General features: G+C 48.6%; 10 protein-coding genes. 8 read left to right on the top strand and 2 right to left on the bottom strand.

Annotated elements, in window-relative coordinates; translation table 11 throughout:
* Positions 1-473 precede the first annotated feature (473 nt).
* Positions 474-3290: a pitrilysin family protein gene (locus DWW90_RS18550; RefSeq protein WP_122346047.1), complete on the bottom strand. Its 2817-nt coding sequence runs from the start codon at positions 3288-3290 to the stop codon at positions 474-476.
* Between the two features lie 197 nt (positions 3291-3487).
* On the opposite strand from DWW90_RS18550, the gene DWW90_RS18545 reads away from it, so the two are divergent.
* From DWW90_RS18545 to DWW90_RS20900, 8 genes are all read left to right on the top strand, one after another.
* On the top strand, positions 3488-4924 hold the full coding sequence (locus DWW90_RS18545; RefSeq protein WP_115498540.1) for a Gfo/Idh/MocA family oxidoreductase: 1437 nt from the start codon (positions 3488-3490) through the stop codon (positions 4922-4924).
* Between the two features lie 168 nt (positions 4925-5092).
* Positions 5093-5821, top strand: coding sequence for a DUF4271 domain-containing protein (locus DWW90_RS18540; protein ID WP_115498541.1), 729 nt, complete (start codon positions 5093-5095; stop codon positions 5819-5821).
* Positions 5818-6585 carry a uroporphyrinogen-III synthase gene (locus DWW90_RS18535; RefSeq protein WP_187574917.1) on the top strand — a complete coding sequence of 256 codons (768 nt, stop codon included), beginning with the start codon at positions 5818-5820 and terminating at the stop codon, positions 6583-6585. The genes DWW90_RS18540 and DWW90_RS18535 overlap by 4 nt, the downstream gene beginning before the upstream one ends.
* Positions 6575-6961, top strand: a complete 387-nt coding sequence (gene rnpA, locus DWW90_RS18530) for a ribonuclease P protein component (RefSeq protein WP_115498543.1) — start codon at positions 6575-6577, stop codon at positions 6959-6961. Before DWW90_RS18535 ends, rnpA begins: the two co-directional genes overlap by 11 nt.
* Positions 6961-7182, top strand: coding sequence for a membrane protein insertion efficiency factor YidD (gene yidD, locus DWW90_RS18525; RefSeq protein WP_208642453.1), 222 nt, complete (start codon positions 6961-6963; stop codon positions 7180-7182). Before rnpA ends, yidD begins: the two co-directional genes overlap by 1 nt.
* A gap of 3 nt (positions 7183-7185) precedes the next feature.
* A complete protein-coding gene (locus tag DWW90_RS18520) occupies positions 7186-7899 on the top strand; it encodes a TatD family hydrolase (RefSeq protein WP_122346046.1) in 714 nt (237 codons plus the stop codon).
* 97 nt (positions 7900-7996) lie between these two features.
* Positions 7997-9289, top strand: coding sequence for a tyrosine--tRNA ligase (gene tyrS / locus DWW90_RS18515; RefSeq protein ID WP_122331374.1), 1293 nt, complete (start codon positions 7997-7999; stop codon positions 9287-9289).
* A gap of 324 nt (positions 9290-9613) precedes the next feature.
* A complete protein-coding gene (locus tag DWW90_RS20900) occupies positions 9614-14581 on the top strand; it encodes a family 78 glycoside hydrolase catalytic domain (RefSeq protein WP_233547816.1) in 4968 nt (1655 codons plus the stop codon).
* Between the two features lie 349 nt (positions 14582-14930).
* Here DWW90_RS20900 and DWW90_RS20895 read toward each other — a convergent pair.
* Positions 14931-15472: DUF6383 domain-containing protein (locus tag DWW90_RS20895; RefSeq protein ID WP_233547814.1), on the bottom strand; the 542-nt coding region annotated here is incomplete at its 5' end.

Raw genomic sequence — 15472 nt, 5'->3', positions numbered from 1 at the left:
CCTTCCAGAGAAAACAACACGGTTACAGTCACTTATTTCTCCGAAAATAGTGACTTCTTAGCATAAAAGCAGTGGCTTTCGGGTATAAAAGAAGGTACTTTCGGGGGAAAAAGTGCTTATGTTTGTGGAAAAAGGTGCCTGTCTTTTGGCAAATGGGTGGGCATCCGTTGACAAATGGATCGGCATGTAATCGGAAATGGGTCTGCATGTAATGAAAATTGCCTGCCGGGGGAGGCTGGAAGGGGCGCTTGGGAAAGAAGGCGTGTTAGCGGAGGGGGCAGATTTGAAGCAAGATGATAGTAGAAGATGGGAAACGGTATCTTTTGGACGAAAGCGGTCTGTTGAAAACACCCTTGTCCCCGCGCTTGACGCGGGGCCGCAAAAGAACAGGCCTTATCAATCAGTTGTTTATAGGGTCGGTTTTAATGCGATCCCGCGTCAAGCGCGGGAACAGGACAGTTTTTCACACTCCCTTACGGTTCCATGACCACCTCGATCCGGTTGCCCTGTCCGATCAACTTCTTGGCAAATGCCTGAATCTTGGCGGGTGTGATGCCTTGCAGTGTTTCGACATATTGCGTTTCGCCGTTGAATCCGCGGAAATAGTAATTGTCTAATGTCGTCAGCCAATAGACGTTTTCTTGCAGGTTCTCGGCATGCCGTTTCAGGATATTGTCCTGGCTCTTCTTGAAATCTTCTTCACGCGGACCGGACTCGGTGATGTTTGTCAGCTCGGTGCGGACGATCTCGTTCATCTTTTCCCGTTTGGCCGGGTCCGTATCGAAATAGGCCTGCAGGAAGGTTTGTCCTTCCGGGAAGGAGGAAATCTGTGCGGAAGTCTGTACTCCATAGGTGCCGCTTTCGTCTTCGCGTACCTTTTCCATATAGACGAGATCGAGGATTTGTTTCAGCATAGTGGCCGTCTGGATGTTTTCCAGGTTGTAATCCATCTGCCCGGACCAGAAGTTGACAACCGATGCTTTCGGTGTCTCTAACTGACGCTTGAAGATATTCGTGTACTCGCCTTTGCGGATGGCCGGGACTTCAGCGGGATTGCCTTTCTCGACGCGTCCTTTGGCGGGCAGTGTTGCCAGGTATTGTTCGATGTAGGGACGGATGCTGTCCATTTCGATGTTGCCGACAAACGTAAAGACGAAGTCGGAAGCGTCTGCAAACCGTTCCTTATACATCTCCATAATGCGCGGGTAACTGATGTTACGGAAGTCGTCAGCCGTGATGCGGGCTGCACGCGGATTATTCTTGTAAATGGCCTCTGTCAGCGTGTCGTTGAATGCGACCATCGGGTTTAATTGCAGGTTCTTCAACTGTGCGATCATACGGCCTTCGAAAGAGGTGTAGGCCTCTTCGTCCATGCGCGGCGCCGTGAAGTTGAGGTAAACCAGTTCGAACAGCGTCTTCAGGTCGGACGGGGCGGCATAACCGTTTACGTTTTCCGTATTCAGGCCGATGGAAGGAGAGCAGGAGACTTTCTTTCCCGCCAGGACCTTGTTCAGGTCGGTTGCCGAGAAGTTGCCGACTCCGCCGAGCGTGATCACGTCGTTGAATACCTTCAGGTTATCGATGTCCTTTGCTCCGAACAAGGTGCTGCCGCCGGGACTGGTTGCCGTCATCAGGATTTCGTCTTTTTTGAACTCCGTATGTTTCAGTACGACTTTGATGCCGTTGCCGAGTGTAAGGACAGTTGCGCCGAACAGCGGGTCTGTTTTCGTCTCTTTGATCTGTCCGGGTGCGGGCAGCCCGGGAATCAGCGGTTCGTTGGAAACCGTCTCTTCGTAAGGTTCGACTGGTAGCTGTTGTGCCTGGATGAAATCCTCGAGCAGCTGTGCTTCGGTCGGGTATTTCATGCCTTCCTTGTCCGGACCGGTCAGGCCGATTACAATATTTTTATCACCGATCAGATCCTTTACGTACTGGTTAACCTGTTCAACCGGTATTTGCGGAGCGATTCCGCTGATCAGCTGGTACTCCGTTTCGATGCCCGGAATATAACCTCCGTCGGTAAAATGGCGGACATATTCGTTGGTGAAGGAACGGTTCTTCTGTTTGTCGCGGTCGTTGAACAGCGATTCGTATTGTTTCAGCACATTGATGCGGGCGCGATCGTATTCGGAGGCCGTGAAGCCATAACGTTTCACCCGTTCCGTTTCTGTCACGAGTGCGTCGAGCGCTCTTTTCAGGCCGCCTTCTTCTACTAAGGCGGCAACCGTGAAGGCACCTTTTGTCTTGGCGATCATGAAGTCGCCATCCGAAGCCTGTGCAGCGACAAAAGGAGGATTCGCCTTTTGCATCATCTCGGCAAAGCGTTCGTTTATCATTGTTTCGATCACATTTTCCATGTAATCTTTCATCAGTCCGGCGGCTGTCGCATACAGTTCGTGCGGCATCTTGTCATGCTTGTAGAAAATGGAGAGGATGATATTGGATGCCTCCTTGTCTTTGGCGATGGAGACAAGCGGTTTGTCGTTGTCCGCCACCTCCGTGTATTCGCGCTTGGCGGGGTTGACCGGGGCGGGGATATCGGCAAAGATGCGCTTTACGGCGGTTTCTACCTGGTCAACGTCTATATCGCCCACAATGATGATTCCCTGCAAGTCCGGACGATACCATTTCTTATAGTAAGCCCGGAGCTCGTCCGGTTTGAAGTTATTGATGACGTCGATTGTCCCGATCGGCATCCGGTGTGCGTATTTATTGTCGGGGAACATCTTCGGAAGCTGCTGTTCCCAGATGCGTGCCTGTGCGTCCTGTCGCGTGCGCCATTCCTCCCGGATCACGCCGCGTTCTTTCTCTATGGCCGTGTCTGCAAGCGTGATGAAGCCCGACCAGTCGTGCAGGATCAGGAGGCAGGAGTCGACAACGCTCTCACGTGTGACCGGAGCGTTCATGATCATATAGACTGTTTCGTCGAAACTTGTGTAAGCGTTGAAGTTCTCGCCTCCGCGCATCCCGACGCTCTCGGTGAACTCGTCCATGCCGTGTCCGGGAAAATTCAGGGTTCCGTCGAACGCCATATGCTCGAGGAAGTGTGCCAGTCCGCGCTGGTTTTCATCTTCGAGGATGGAGCCTACGTTCTGGGCGATAAAGAAATCCGCGCGGTCTTTCGGCTGCGCATTGTGGCGAATATAATAGGTTAGTCCGTTATCTAACTTCCCGTATCTGACTTTCGGGTCTACGGGTAACGGCTGGAGCTGCGGTTGCTGGGCTGCCAGTTGGAAGGCGGCGAGTATCCAAAGGAGACATCCGATGGAGAGAATCTGTCTGATCTTCATATCACTTATTTTCTTATTGTCAAGAGGCGACAAATGTAACAGTTTTTTATTACAACAGACATAATACTGAAAACGTTTGCCTTTATTTAGGAAAAAACTGGGAAGAATGCTTTTCTGTAAGAAAAAAATATCTATTTTTGTGAGGTTGTTGTTTTAATGTGCACGCAAACATTAATAATTTATCTAATATATTTACCATGAAATCAGATGACATTTCACGCCGCTCGTTTCTGAAACGGGCATTTGCTCTTTCTGCTGCTACAGCAATTCCTTCTTTCTGGATTCCGTCGAAAGCCAATGGAATGCCGGGTGTTCCTTTCGTTAGCGCTAACGAAAAAGTAAGAATCGCTTTTATCGGTATCGGTAATCGCGGAGGCGAGATCGCACAAGAACTGTATAAAACCGGTCTTTGCGAAGTCGTAGCCCTTTGCGATGTGGATATGGGTGCACCTCATACCCAGAAACTTATTTCCATGTTCCCGAAGGTTCCGCGCTTCCAGGATTTCCGCCAGATGTTCGACAAGATGGCTGATAAGATCGACGCTGTGACAGTCGGTGTGCCTGACCACGCCCATTTCCCGATCACAATCGAGGCTATGGCTCATGGAAAACACGTATATGTAGAAAAACCGATGGCCCGCACCTTCCAGGAAATCGAACTGATGATGAAGGCCGAAAAGAAATTCGGTGTCGTAACCCAGATGGGTAACCAAGGACACTCCGAAGCTAACTACTTCCAGTTTAAAGCATGGAAAGAAGCCGGCCTGATCAAAGACGTAACGGCTATCACGGCTCACATGAACTCTCCGCGCCGCTGGCATAACTGGAACCCGAACATCAAGCATATGCCGATGGGCGAACCGGTTCCCGAAACATTGGATTGGAATACTTGGTTAGGTGTTCGTCCGTTCCACGAATATAACCACGATTATCATTTGGGACAGTGGCGTTGCTGGTATGACTTCGGTATGGGTGCGCTGGGTGACTGGGGAGCTCACATCCTCGATACGGCTCATCAATTCCTGGATCTCGGCTTGCCGACAGAAATTAACCCGCTGTATCTGAAAGATCACAATCCGTTCTTCTATCCGATGTCTTCCCGTATCCTCTTCCGTTTCCCGGAAAGAAAAGATATGCCGAGCGTAGATGTTACCTGGTATGACGGTTTGGACAATATTCCTCCTGTTCCTGAAAACTATGGTTCTTCGGATGTAGACCCGAATATCCCGACTGTTGCCGGTGGTAAACTGCAGCTGACTAAACTGAACCCGGGTAAGGAAATCTATACAAAGACATTAACATTCAAGGGTGGCTCTCACGGTAGCACATTGTCTGTAATTCCTGATAAGGTAGCTAAGGATATGAATCCGACATTGCCTGAATATCAGAAGAGCCCGTCCAACCACTACGCAAACTTCCTGTTGGCTTGCCAGGGTAAGGAACAGACCCGTTCTCCGTTCCATATCGCCGGTCCGTTGAGCCAGGTATTCTGCCTGGGTGTATTGGCACAGCGCATGAACCGTAAGATCGTATTCGACCGCGACCTGAAACAGATCGTGAACGATCCTGTCATGAACCAGATGCTGGTTGGCGATATGCCGCGCCAGGGTTGGGAAGAATACTATAATATCTAAAAGATAGTTTCTAAGATCGTTATTATTAACGGTTGATTATTTTTGAGAAGGCAAGCTTGTCGGGTAAGCTTGCCTTTCTTTTTTGTACAGAGATGAAATAATTGTCAATTGTCAACTGTCAATTGTCAATTGTCATCTATCTTTGCACCCGTAATACGCATAGGGAACATGAGTATATTTGAAGGATACGTGGGCATTCGGTTATGGGACGGGCAGTTGGTGGACGATGTGATCTTCTCGCTGCTCCTATTCCTGTTTATTGTTTTTGCCTTTGTGTTCCGGCTGAATTTCCAACTGTTTGTGAAGATGTTGAAAGACGCTTTCCTGGTGAAGGAAAGGCAGAACCTGTTTGATGGCGTAGCCGGGAAAAGCGATTTCTTTTTCCGCAACTTTATGACGTTCCAGGTTTTATTTCTTTGCAGTATTGCCCTGATTGCCATCGGACGGATATACGGGATTGTCAGTTATGTGGAATGGAGGGAAGTCTTGTGGACATTCTGCACGATCTTTTGCGTGCTGTTCCTGTTCTATCAGTTTAAGCAAAGTTGTTACTTTTTGTTGGGCAGCGTGTTTGCCGATCCGAATAAATACCGGCTATGGAAAACAAGTTATAATGCCATAATGGGGATTTGGGGCGTCTCGCTATACGTCCCGGTGCTGTGGTTAGTGTTTGTCGGGACTCACGTGACAATACCTGTAGTTATGTTTTGTATTCTTTATATTTTGTGTCGTTTTGTAATAATTTATAAGACAATACGGATATTTCACAAGAAAAGCACTGGTTTATTATATATTAGTTTGTACCTTTGCACCCAAGAAATTTTACCTCTGGTATTTTTGTACGAAGGTATGGTTTATTTGTATAACTTTATCGAGACAAGTACTCTATGGCATTGAACATCAAAAAGTTGCTGGTATCACAACCGAAGCCTGCATCCGAGAAGTCCCCGTATTTCGACATCGCAGAGAAGTATGGAGTAGAGATCGACTTCCGTCCTTTCATCAAAGTAGAACCCCTTACGTCTAAGGAGTTCAGACAGCAGAAAATTTCTATTCTGGATCATACGGCTGTTGTTTTTACGGCTCGTACGGCAATCGACCATTTCTTCCACTTGTGTGAAGAATTGCGCGTTACTATTCCTGAAACGATGAAGTATTTCTGTATGACGGAAGCTATCGCAGTATATTTGCAGAAGTATATTGTGTATAGAAAGCGTAAGATCTTTTTTGGACAGAGCGGCAAGCTGGATGATCTGGTTACTGTTATCGGCAAGCATGCAAAAGAAAAGTATCTTGTGCCCGTTTCAGACGTGCATAAAGATGATTTGTTGACTATGTTGGAAGCAAAGAAGATTAACTACACGAAAGCTGTTATGTACCGCACCGTAAGCAATGACTTCTCGAAAGACGAGAAGTTCGACTATGATATGCTGGTATTTTTCAGTCCTTCCGGAATATCCTCTTTGTTGAAAAACTTCCCGAACTTCAAGCAAGAAGATATAAAGATCGGATGTTTCGGCCCGACGACAGCCAAAGCGGTGAAAGACGCCGGTTTGCGTCTGGATGTGGAAGCACCGACTACCGAAGCTCCGTCGATGACGGCTGCCCTGGAATTGTATCTGAAAAAAGAGATGGGTAGTAACAAAAAGAATGGTAAATAGAAGGTACACCCTTTCAAAAGAAGAGCGCCTGTCGTGGAAACGTTACATTGACCTGTTGTTTGAAAAAGGGCAATCGTTTGTAGCGTTTCCACTACGGGTTGTTTATTTACCGGTGGAAGAGGAGGCGTTGGCTCCTGTCTCCATCATGATAAGTGTCCCCAAAAAGAAATTCAGACGCGCCGTCAAGCGAAACCTGATCAAGCGTCAGGTGCGCGAGGCCTACCGGGTGCGTAAATATGACCTGATCGATCCGCTGACAGAAAAAAACAAGCGTATGCTGGTGGCATTCCTGTATCTGGATAAGGAGATTCATCCGTTTGCCGATATAGAGAAAGCGATGACGAAAGCATTGAATGTACTTCGCAACAAAGAATAATGAAGCGTTTCTTTACCACTCTTCTGTTGTTGCCGGTCTATTTCTATAAATATTGTATCTCTCCCATGACGCCGGCATCGTGCAGGTACACACCTACTTGTTCCGAATATGCCGTGCAAGCTCTCAAGAAACATGGTCCCATAAAAGGATTGTATCTGGCAGTCAAACGTATTCTTCGCTGTCATCCCTGGGGAGGTAGCGGTTATGATCCTGTCCCGTAGGTAATGGTTTATTACGATATACATACTCACCGCCCATCGGTTCATCCGGAAGATGTCGCGATTGTCAACTGCCTCGTTCCCGCGCTTGACGCGGGATCGCATCCGGAACAGGCCATATCGTCATTCGGAAAAGAGGATACAGCCGGTTGTTTGTGCGATCCCGCGTCGAGCGCGGGAAAGGGGAAGCTCCATTCCGTCGGCATTCATCCCTGGTATATATATAATGTAGAGGAACAGCTTGCCGGACTTGAACAGCAGGCCATGCTTCCGGGTGCCGTCGCAATCGGCGAGGCTGGTTTGGACAAGCTGGCGGAAGCGCCGTTGGAACGTCAGCAAGAAGTCTTCAAAGCGTCGGCAGCTTTAGCCGAAAGTCTCGGCGTCTTTTTAATCATCCACTGTGTCAAAGCCTGGGACGAACTGATCGCCCTGAAGAAAGAACTCAAACCCCGTATGCCCTGGGTCATCCACGGCTTTCGTGGCAATGCCATATTGGCCGGGCAACTGATCCGTCAAGGTTTTTACCTTTCTTTTGGCGAGCACTTCAATCCGGCAGCCGTGCGCATAGCCTGGCCGGACCGTTTATTTGCCGAAACCGACGACCGCGAAACCGATATCCGCACCGTCTACGATCACCTCTCAGCCTCCCTGGATCTTCCGCTGGAGCGGTTTGCCGCGCAAGTCGCGGAGAACGTTCATAACGTCCTGCATTTATCATAAATCACTGTTATTCCCTAATTTTCAATTTTCAATTCTCCATTTTCAATTATAAAGTCGTACCTTTGCCGCCATTCAATTAATACTATAATCTAAAACGATGAATTTTGTTGAAGAATTAACATGGAGGGGCATGATTGCTGATATGATGCCCGGAACAGAAGAACAGTTGCAAAAAGAGATGACTTCTGCTTATGTAGGTATCGACCCGACGGCTGATTCATTGCATATCGGTCACCTGGTGTCGGTTATGATGCTGAAACATCTCCAGCGTGCAGGACACCGTCCGATTGCCCTGGTCGGTGGAGCTACCGGTATGATCGGCGACCCTTCAATGAAGTCGGCTGAACGTAACCTGCTCGATGAAGCGACGCTTCGTCATAACCAGGATAGCATTAAGAAGCAGTTGGCTAAGTTTCTGGATTTCGATTCGGACGCGCCTAATGCTGCGAAGTTGGTAAACAACTACGACTGGATGAAGGATTATTCTTTCCTGAACTTTATCCGCGATATCGGTAAGCATATTACCGTTAACTATATGATGGCTAAGGAATCCGTTAAAAAACGTCTGAGCCGCGAATCGTCTGTCGGCATGTCGTTCACGGAGTTCTCTTACCAGCTGTTGCAGGGATACGACTATATGTACCTGTTCGAACACGAAGGCTGCCGCCTGCAGATGGGAGGAACCGACCAGTGGGGTAACATCACGACCGGTACGGAGTTGATCCGCCGTAAGTTAGGTGGTGAGGCGTTTGCCCTGACTTGCCCGTTGATTACGAAGGCCGACGGCGGTAAGTTTGGTAAGACCGAGTCCGGAAACGTATGGCTGGACCGTCGTTATACCTCTCCTTACAAATTCTATCAGTTCTGGCTGAACGTAAGCGATGCCGATGCTGCCAAATACATCAAAATATTTACCGATCTGCCTAAGGATGAAATCGAGGCCCTGATCAAAGAGCAGGAAGAAGCTCCGCATCTCCGTCCGTTGCAGAAACGTCTGGCAAAGGAAGTGACTGTCATGGTTCATTCCCAGGAAGATTACGATGCTGCGGTCGAGGCTTCCAATATCCTGTTCGGAAACTCTACTTCGGAAGCTTTGAAACATTTGGACGAACAGACCTTGTTGGATGTGTTCAACGGTGTTCCCCAGTTTGAGGTTTCACGCGACGAACTGAGCGCCGGCGTGAAGGCTATCGACCTGTTTACTGAAAAAGCTGCCATTTTCCCTTCTAAAGGCGAAATGCGCAAGCTTGTTCAGAGCGGTGGCGTCAGTGTAAATAAGGAAAAGTTGGCAGACCAGGATATGGTGATCGACTGCTCTTCTCTGCTGGATGAGAAATATTTATTGGTTCAGAGAGGCAAGAAGAACTACTATTTGCTGATTGCAAAGTAAGATTTTCGTACAAAAACGCTTGCAGGGTAAGATTTTATTCTTACCTTTGCATCGCTTTAAATAAAGCGCCGGATTGTCTCATGGTGTAATGGTAGCACTACAGTTTTTGGTTCTGTCTGTCGAGGTTCGAATCCTCGTGAGACAACACACAGAAAGAAAAAGGTTTGGAACGGAAGTTTCGAACCTTTTTTCTTTTCTGGCAACAGGAATGCCTTTCCTGTATCATTTCTGCATATTTAATTCCCAAATTTGTAAGTAACAGATGGATAGATATCGATATATTTGTACGATTGATATCGTGAACACTCCGTTAATCTTAATGTTATGAAGTATTTTTGTCTGCTACTCTCTTTCCTTTTAGGATTTGCCGCTTCTGTTTCCGGGCAGGAAAGAATGTCCGTCTGTAATCTTCGGTGTGAATATCTGGAAGAGCCGATTGCGGTAGAGAATGAAAAGCCTTTGCTGGGCTGGCAGTTGCAGTCGTCGGAACAGGCAAAAAACCAGACAGCCTATCGTATCCTGGTGGCAAGCTCCCCATCGTTGCTTACGGATAAGCAAGCCGACTTCTGGGATTCCGGGAAAGTAATTTCTTCATCTTCCAATCAGATCGAGTATAAGGGTAAACCTCTTGAATCGAGGCAGACGCTTTACTGGAAAGTAATGGTTTGGGATGAGAAAGGGAAACCTTCTTCGTGGAGCGGTACGGGGAAATGGACAATGGGGCTGTTGAAACCTTCCGACTGGAAAGCTCGTTGGATCGGAAGTCAGGAAGACCGCTACCCTGATTCGACTTTGACTTATCCCGCCCCCTATATCCGTAAAGGATTCCGAATCAGCAAGCCGGTCAAACAGGCAAAAGCCTATATCTGTGGATTGGGGTTCTATGAGATGTATCTCAATGGAACAAAAGTGGGAGACCAGGTATTGGCCCCCGCCGTTACCAACTATGATCGCCGTCCGCTACAGAAGATGCTTTATTTCTTTGACGACCAGTCTGCACAGCGGGTTCTTTATAATACATTCGATGTCACTTCTTTGTTGCAGAAAGAAGACAATACGGTCGGTGTCCTGTTGGGAAACGGGTGGTATAACCAACGTGACCGGACGGTGGAAGGCTGTATGTGGTACGATACGCCTCGTTTATTATGCCAGTTGGAAATAGAATATGCCGATGGCTCGACGGAAATGATTGGCTCGGATGGTAGCTGGAAAACAACTGCCGGCCCTTTGTTGCATGACGCCATATTTACCGGCGAAGTGTATGATGCCCGTTTAGAACTGGATGGCTGGAACCGGAACGGATATGATGATTCTTCCTGGAAGAACGTTCTTATAATGAGAGCGCCGACAGGTCGTTTACATGCCCAGCTTGCCCCTTATGACAGAGTTGTCAGGACGTTGAAACCGGTGCGTTGTGAACAGAAAACCGATTCCACTTATTGGTTTGTTTTTCCGGAAATGGTTTCCGGTTGGGCGCAAATTAATGTGGAGGGGAATGCCGGCGATCAGGTCAAGCTCCGTTTTGTAGGAGAAGAGAATGATGATTTTGGACAAGTGGATTCCTATACCTTGCGGGGGAACCGGAAAGAACAATGGGAACCGCGTTTTACCTGGCATACTTTCCGCTATATCGAAGTTACATCCCGCCGGGTCAAGATAGATGAAAACAGTCTGATTGCGAAGGTTGTACATACGGATGCGAAGCCTACCGGTAGTTTCAGTTGCTCGAATGAGTTGTTCAACAAGATAAACGAAGTCTATCTGCGGACGCAGACGAATAACTTTCATGGCAGTATCAGCAGTGATTGCCCGCACCGGGAACGTCTGGCTTATACCGGAGATGCACAAGTGGTCGTGGAAAGTTCCCTTCTTTCGTTCGATATGACTCAATTCTATCGGAAATGGTTTGACGATATGGAAGATGCCCGGAACAGAAAGAGTGGCTATGTCCCGCATACCGCTCCGTTTGGAGGCGGTGGCGGTGGTCCGGCATGGGGCTCGGCCTATGTGATTATGCCTTGGGCTTATTATTGCTATTACGGTGACACTGCTTTGCTAAGCCGGCATTATGGAGGAATGAAACAATGGATTTCCTATCTCGGCACACGAACGGATGAGCGGGGAATCGTCGTCAGGGAAGAGCCGGACGGCTGGTGCTTGGGGGATTGGTGCGCACCGGGGAAGAAGATGGAACTTCCGGAAGCCCTGGTTAATACGGCTTACTATTATCATTCGGCATCCTTGATGTCGAAAGTGGCGGCAGCTTTAGGAAAAGGAGAAGACAAACAATATTTTGACCGGCTGTGTACGAAGATTAAACAAGATTTTAATGCCGTCTTTTTCAATCCCGTGACCAATCATTATTGGGAAGGCAGACAGGGGTCAGATGTCTTTCCGCTGGCTTTCGGGATGGTCCCGGAAGAGAAGAAGGAGGCTGTGTTCAACGCCTTGCTTGCCCATTTGGAAAGTATCGGGAATCACTTCGATACGGGAATTATGGCGACTCCTTTATTGTTGCAGGTCCTGACAGATAACGGGCGTAGCGATATCGCGTTCCGGTTGATGAACCAGCGGGATATACCGGGATTCGGTTATGTGATGGACGACCGTTACTCTTGCCTGTGGGAACGGTGGGAAGGAAAAGCCTCCCGTTGCCATCCTATGTTCGGAAGTGTGGTAGCCTGGTTCTATAATACGCTTGCCGGCATCCGTTATGATGAAACGAAGCCGGGGATGAAGCATATTATTATAGCTCCCCAACCTGCAGGCGATCTTACTTATTGCCGGGGCACATATCAATCCCTTTATGGACAGGTCTGTTCCGACTGGCGGATCCAGGAGGGGAAATTTGAATTGACGGTCGAGGTACCGGTGAATGCAACTGCAACAGTTATCCTTCCCGACGGAAAGAAGTATCCGGATGTCGGAGCGGGAGTCCATCGGTTTACGGCTTTTGGCTATGCAGTGGATAATAATGGTGTGCGGGAAGTTGCTCCCGATGCCTCTCTTCTGGCCCGTAAATGGGATGCTAACTGGATATCCTGTCCACAGGTTTCTCTTTATGATTATGGGGTTTATCATTTCCGGAAGAGCTTCCAGCTGGATAGCAAACCGGAATCCTTTGTGATAAATGTCTCGGCGGACAACCGTTACCGGCTTTTTGTGAACGGGACGCCTGTCTGCTATGGACCGGCGCGTGGAGATTTGAACCACTGGTATTTTGAAACGGTAGATATCTCTTCTCTGTTGAAAGAAGGAAAAAATACGCTTGCCGCGATTGTCTGGAATGCTGGACGTTATACGCCGGGAGCGCAGATGACGTTGAAGACAGGTCTGATTGTGCAGGGAAATACGGCCCGTGAAGCGGTTGTCAATACCGGTCGGGGCTGGAAAGTCTATCAGAATCCGGCCTATGCCCCTTCTGTTGAGAACCGGCAGGATGTGGGTTGCGCCGATATTGTGGATGCCTCTTTATATCCTTGGAATTGGGAAACGGCGGACTATGATGACAGTACATGGAAAGAGGTTGTGTCGTTGGGACGCGGGCAGCCTTACGGGGTCGGGACTGGGTATGACTGGGTGTTGTGCCGGCGCGATATCCCTCTGATGGAAGACTCCTTGGTGCGGATGCAGACAATCCGGCGTTCGGAAGGATTGACTGTTTCTTCTGCATTTCTAAAGGGAAACGCCCCGATGACGGTTCCGGCCAACCGGAAAGTCACGCTGCTGATCGACCAGTCCTATCTGACGAATGCTTATCCGGAACTGAAAGTGTCGGGAGGCAAGGGCAGCGAGATACGGATGCGGTATAGCGAAGCTTTGTATAAGGACGGACAGAAAGGAAACCGCAACGATATAGAAGGGCGCGAGGTAGGCGGATTTACGGATAAATTCTATCCCGACGGAGGAAGCGGCCGGGTGTTCCGTCCGTTGTGGTTCCGTACCTACCGTTACCTGCAAGTCGAAATCGAGACGAAAGGGGAACCGCTTACCCTATTGGATCTTTATGGAATGTACACCGCCTATCCGTTCAAGGAGAATGGCAGCTTCGCCAGCGACCAGCCGGATTTGCAGAAGATATGGGAGGTCGGTTGGCGTACAGCCCGGTTGTGTGCGAACGAGACCTATTACGACTGTCCCTATTACGAACAACTGCAATATGTGGGCGACACACGCATCCAGGCATTGATTTCCCTCTATGTCGACGGGGACGACCGGTTGATGCGGAAGGCGATCAAAATGTTCGACTATTCCCGTTCGTATGAGGGGATTACGACCAGCCGCTATCCGAGCCGGGTGCCGCAATACATCCCGCCTTTCTCGCTCTATTGGATTAATATGGTGCACGATTACTGGATGTACAGGGATGATCCTGCTTTTGTGAAAAACTGTATGCCGGGTGTCAAGAGCGTGTTAGAATGGTTTACAAGCAAGATCGATCCGGAGACGGGTATCTTGGGGCCGGTGCCTCACTGGAACTTCATCGACTGGCCGAAGCAGTGGCCCTGGAACAATGACCAGCCGCTTGGCGGGACTCATAAAGCTGCTATTACAGGTGGTTCTTCCATCCTTTCCCTTCAACTGGCTTATACCTTGAAGGATGCGATCGAGTTGCTGAAAGAATTTGGCGAAACCGATTTGGCCCGTTCTTACGAAAAAGTCTATCAATCCTTATGTCGTCATACTTGGGATAAATGTTGGAATGAAGGAAAACAGATGCTTGCGGATGATCCGGATGAAGCAAGTTACAGCCAGCACGCCAATATCATGGGAATCCTTTCGGATGCCGTCCCGCAGGAGAAGCAACAGGCGCTGTTCAATAAGCTGAATACGGACCCTTCTTTGATACAGGCGACTTTCTATTATCGCTTTTACCTGTTCCGTGCTCTAAAAAAGGTCGGATTGGCAGACCACTACACGGAAATGTTGAAACCCTGGCAGGATATGCTGGCAATCGGATTGACTACGTTTGCGGAAAACCCGGAACCGACCCGTTCGGACTGTCATGCCTGGAGCGCGAGCCCTGTCTATGATTTCCTGGCTACCGTCTGTGGTGTGGAGCCGGCCGAATCGGGATTCCGCTCGGTGCGTGTCGCTCCTCATTTGGGATCGTTGAAGCAAATCGAAGGAAAAATCCCTCATCCGGCAGGCATCATCGAAGTCAGTTTGAAGAAGAGCGGAAAAGGGCTTTCCGGTACGGTCACTTTGCCGGCCTCCCTGACCGGTACATTCGTCTGGGGCGGACAGGAGATAAAACTTGCCGGTGGTAAGAATGAAGTGAAGACTCAATGACCGGTTCGGTTTTCCTTACTGTGACATACAGCGCGCCAAACACAGGGACAAAGAAGCGGCAACCCTATAAAACGACAAAGCCCCGGAAGTGTTACCATCTTCCGGGACTAATCTTTTGTATGCTTTCGTCCTTCACAGGGCTACAGGCTACATTGAACTTTTAATTCAATTACTTTAGTATTATTAATATTAAACTTGACCGCTTGTTCGCCTGTCGCAGGGTAATTGGTGTTGATTGGGATAAACGGATATTCATCCGTAATGTAGAGACGGACGGCCGTCCGTCTCTACGCGCATCCCGCACAACCCCGCGCAATCTATTTAGAATTATTTGATTATAAATTCATTCTTATTTTACGATTGCTTTTACAGCTTCTTCGCCTTCGATAGCAACTACGACTACGCCCTGAGGAGCAGCGATTGTTGTGTTGTCAGAAGAAAGAACTGTGTTAGCAACTGTCTGGCCGAGGATGTTCGTGATAACAACCTTTTTGCCCTGTGCACCGATGATCTGAACACCACCGTTAGCAGCGATAACTTTCACGCCTTCAGCGTTGATCGTTTCATTGCCTGTTGCAGCTTCGTCTTCCGGAGTTACGTTAAGAACGTTTACGACAACTGCGTCTTCTTTCGGACCCATTGCCAATACACCGTTGATGTTGTGAACATAGTTCTTACCGTTGTTATTCTGGCATACGATGTTGTATTCGTTATCTGCATCTTTGCTTGCAAATTCGAAGCTGAACTGGAAGTTCTTAACACCAGCTTTAACATTATGCTTCAAACCATCGGCTGAACCGGCAAGTTTAGCAGCGATAGATACAGTGTCGATCTTAGCAGCAGCATCCATAGTCGGAACTAACAATGTATCCTGAGCCATGATAGAAGCAG

It is taken from the genome of Parabacteroides sp. AF17-28, assembly GCF_003479205.1.
In the GTDB taxonomy this organism is placed as follows: Bacteria; Bacteroidota; Bacteroidia; order Bacteroidales; family Tannerellaceae; genus Parabacteroides; species Parabacteroides acidifaciens.
Note: the sequence above shows the minus strand (reverse complement) of the source record. Positions and strands in the feature narration are given on the sequence as shown.

Excerpts from the sequence above, each read along its gene's own strand:
- DWW90_RS18520 (WP_122346046.1), top strand. The coding sequence starts at position 7,186 with ATGGTTTATTACGATATACATACTCACCGCCCATCGGTTCATCCGGAA.
- DWW90_RS18550 (WP_122346047.1), bottom strand. The coding sequence starts at position 3,290 with ATGAAGATCAGACAGATTCTCTCCATCGGATGTCTCCTTTGGATACTC.
- rnpA (WP_115498543.1), top strand. The coding sequence starts at position 6,575 with ATGGTAAATAGAAGGTACACCCTTTCAAAAGAAGAGCGCCTGTCGTGG.
- DWW90_RS18545 (WP_115498540.1), top strand. The coding sequence starts at position 3,488 with ATGAAATCAGATGACATTTCACGCCGCTCGTTTCTGAAACGGGCATTT.
- DWW90_RS20900 (WP_233547816.1), top strand. The coding sequence starts at position 9,614 with ATGAAGTATTTTTGTCTGCTACTCTCTTTCCTTTTAGGATTTGCCGCT.
- tyrS (WP_122331374.1), top strand. The coding sequence starts at position 7,997 with ATGAATTTTGTTGAAGAATTAACATGGAGGGGCATGATTGCTGATATG.
- DWW90_RS18540 (WP_115498541.1), top strand. The coding sequence starts at position 5,093 with ATGAGTATATTTGAAGGATACGTGGGCATTCGGTTATGGGACGGGCAG.
- yidD (WP_208642453.1), top strand. The coding sequence starts at position 6,961 with ATGAAGCGTTTCTTTACCACTCTTCTGTTGTTGCCGGTCTATTTCTAT.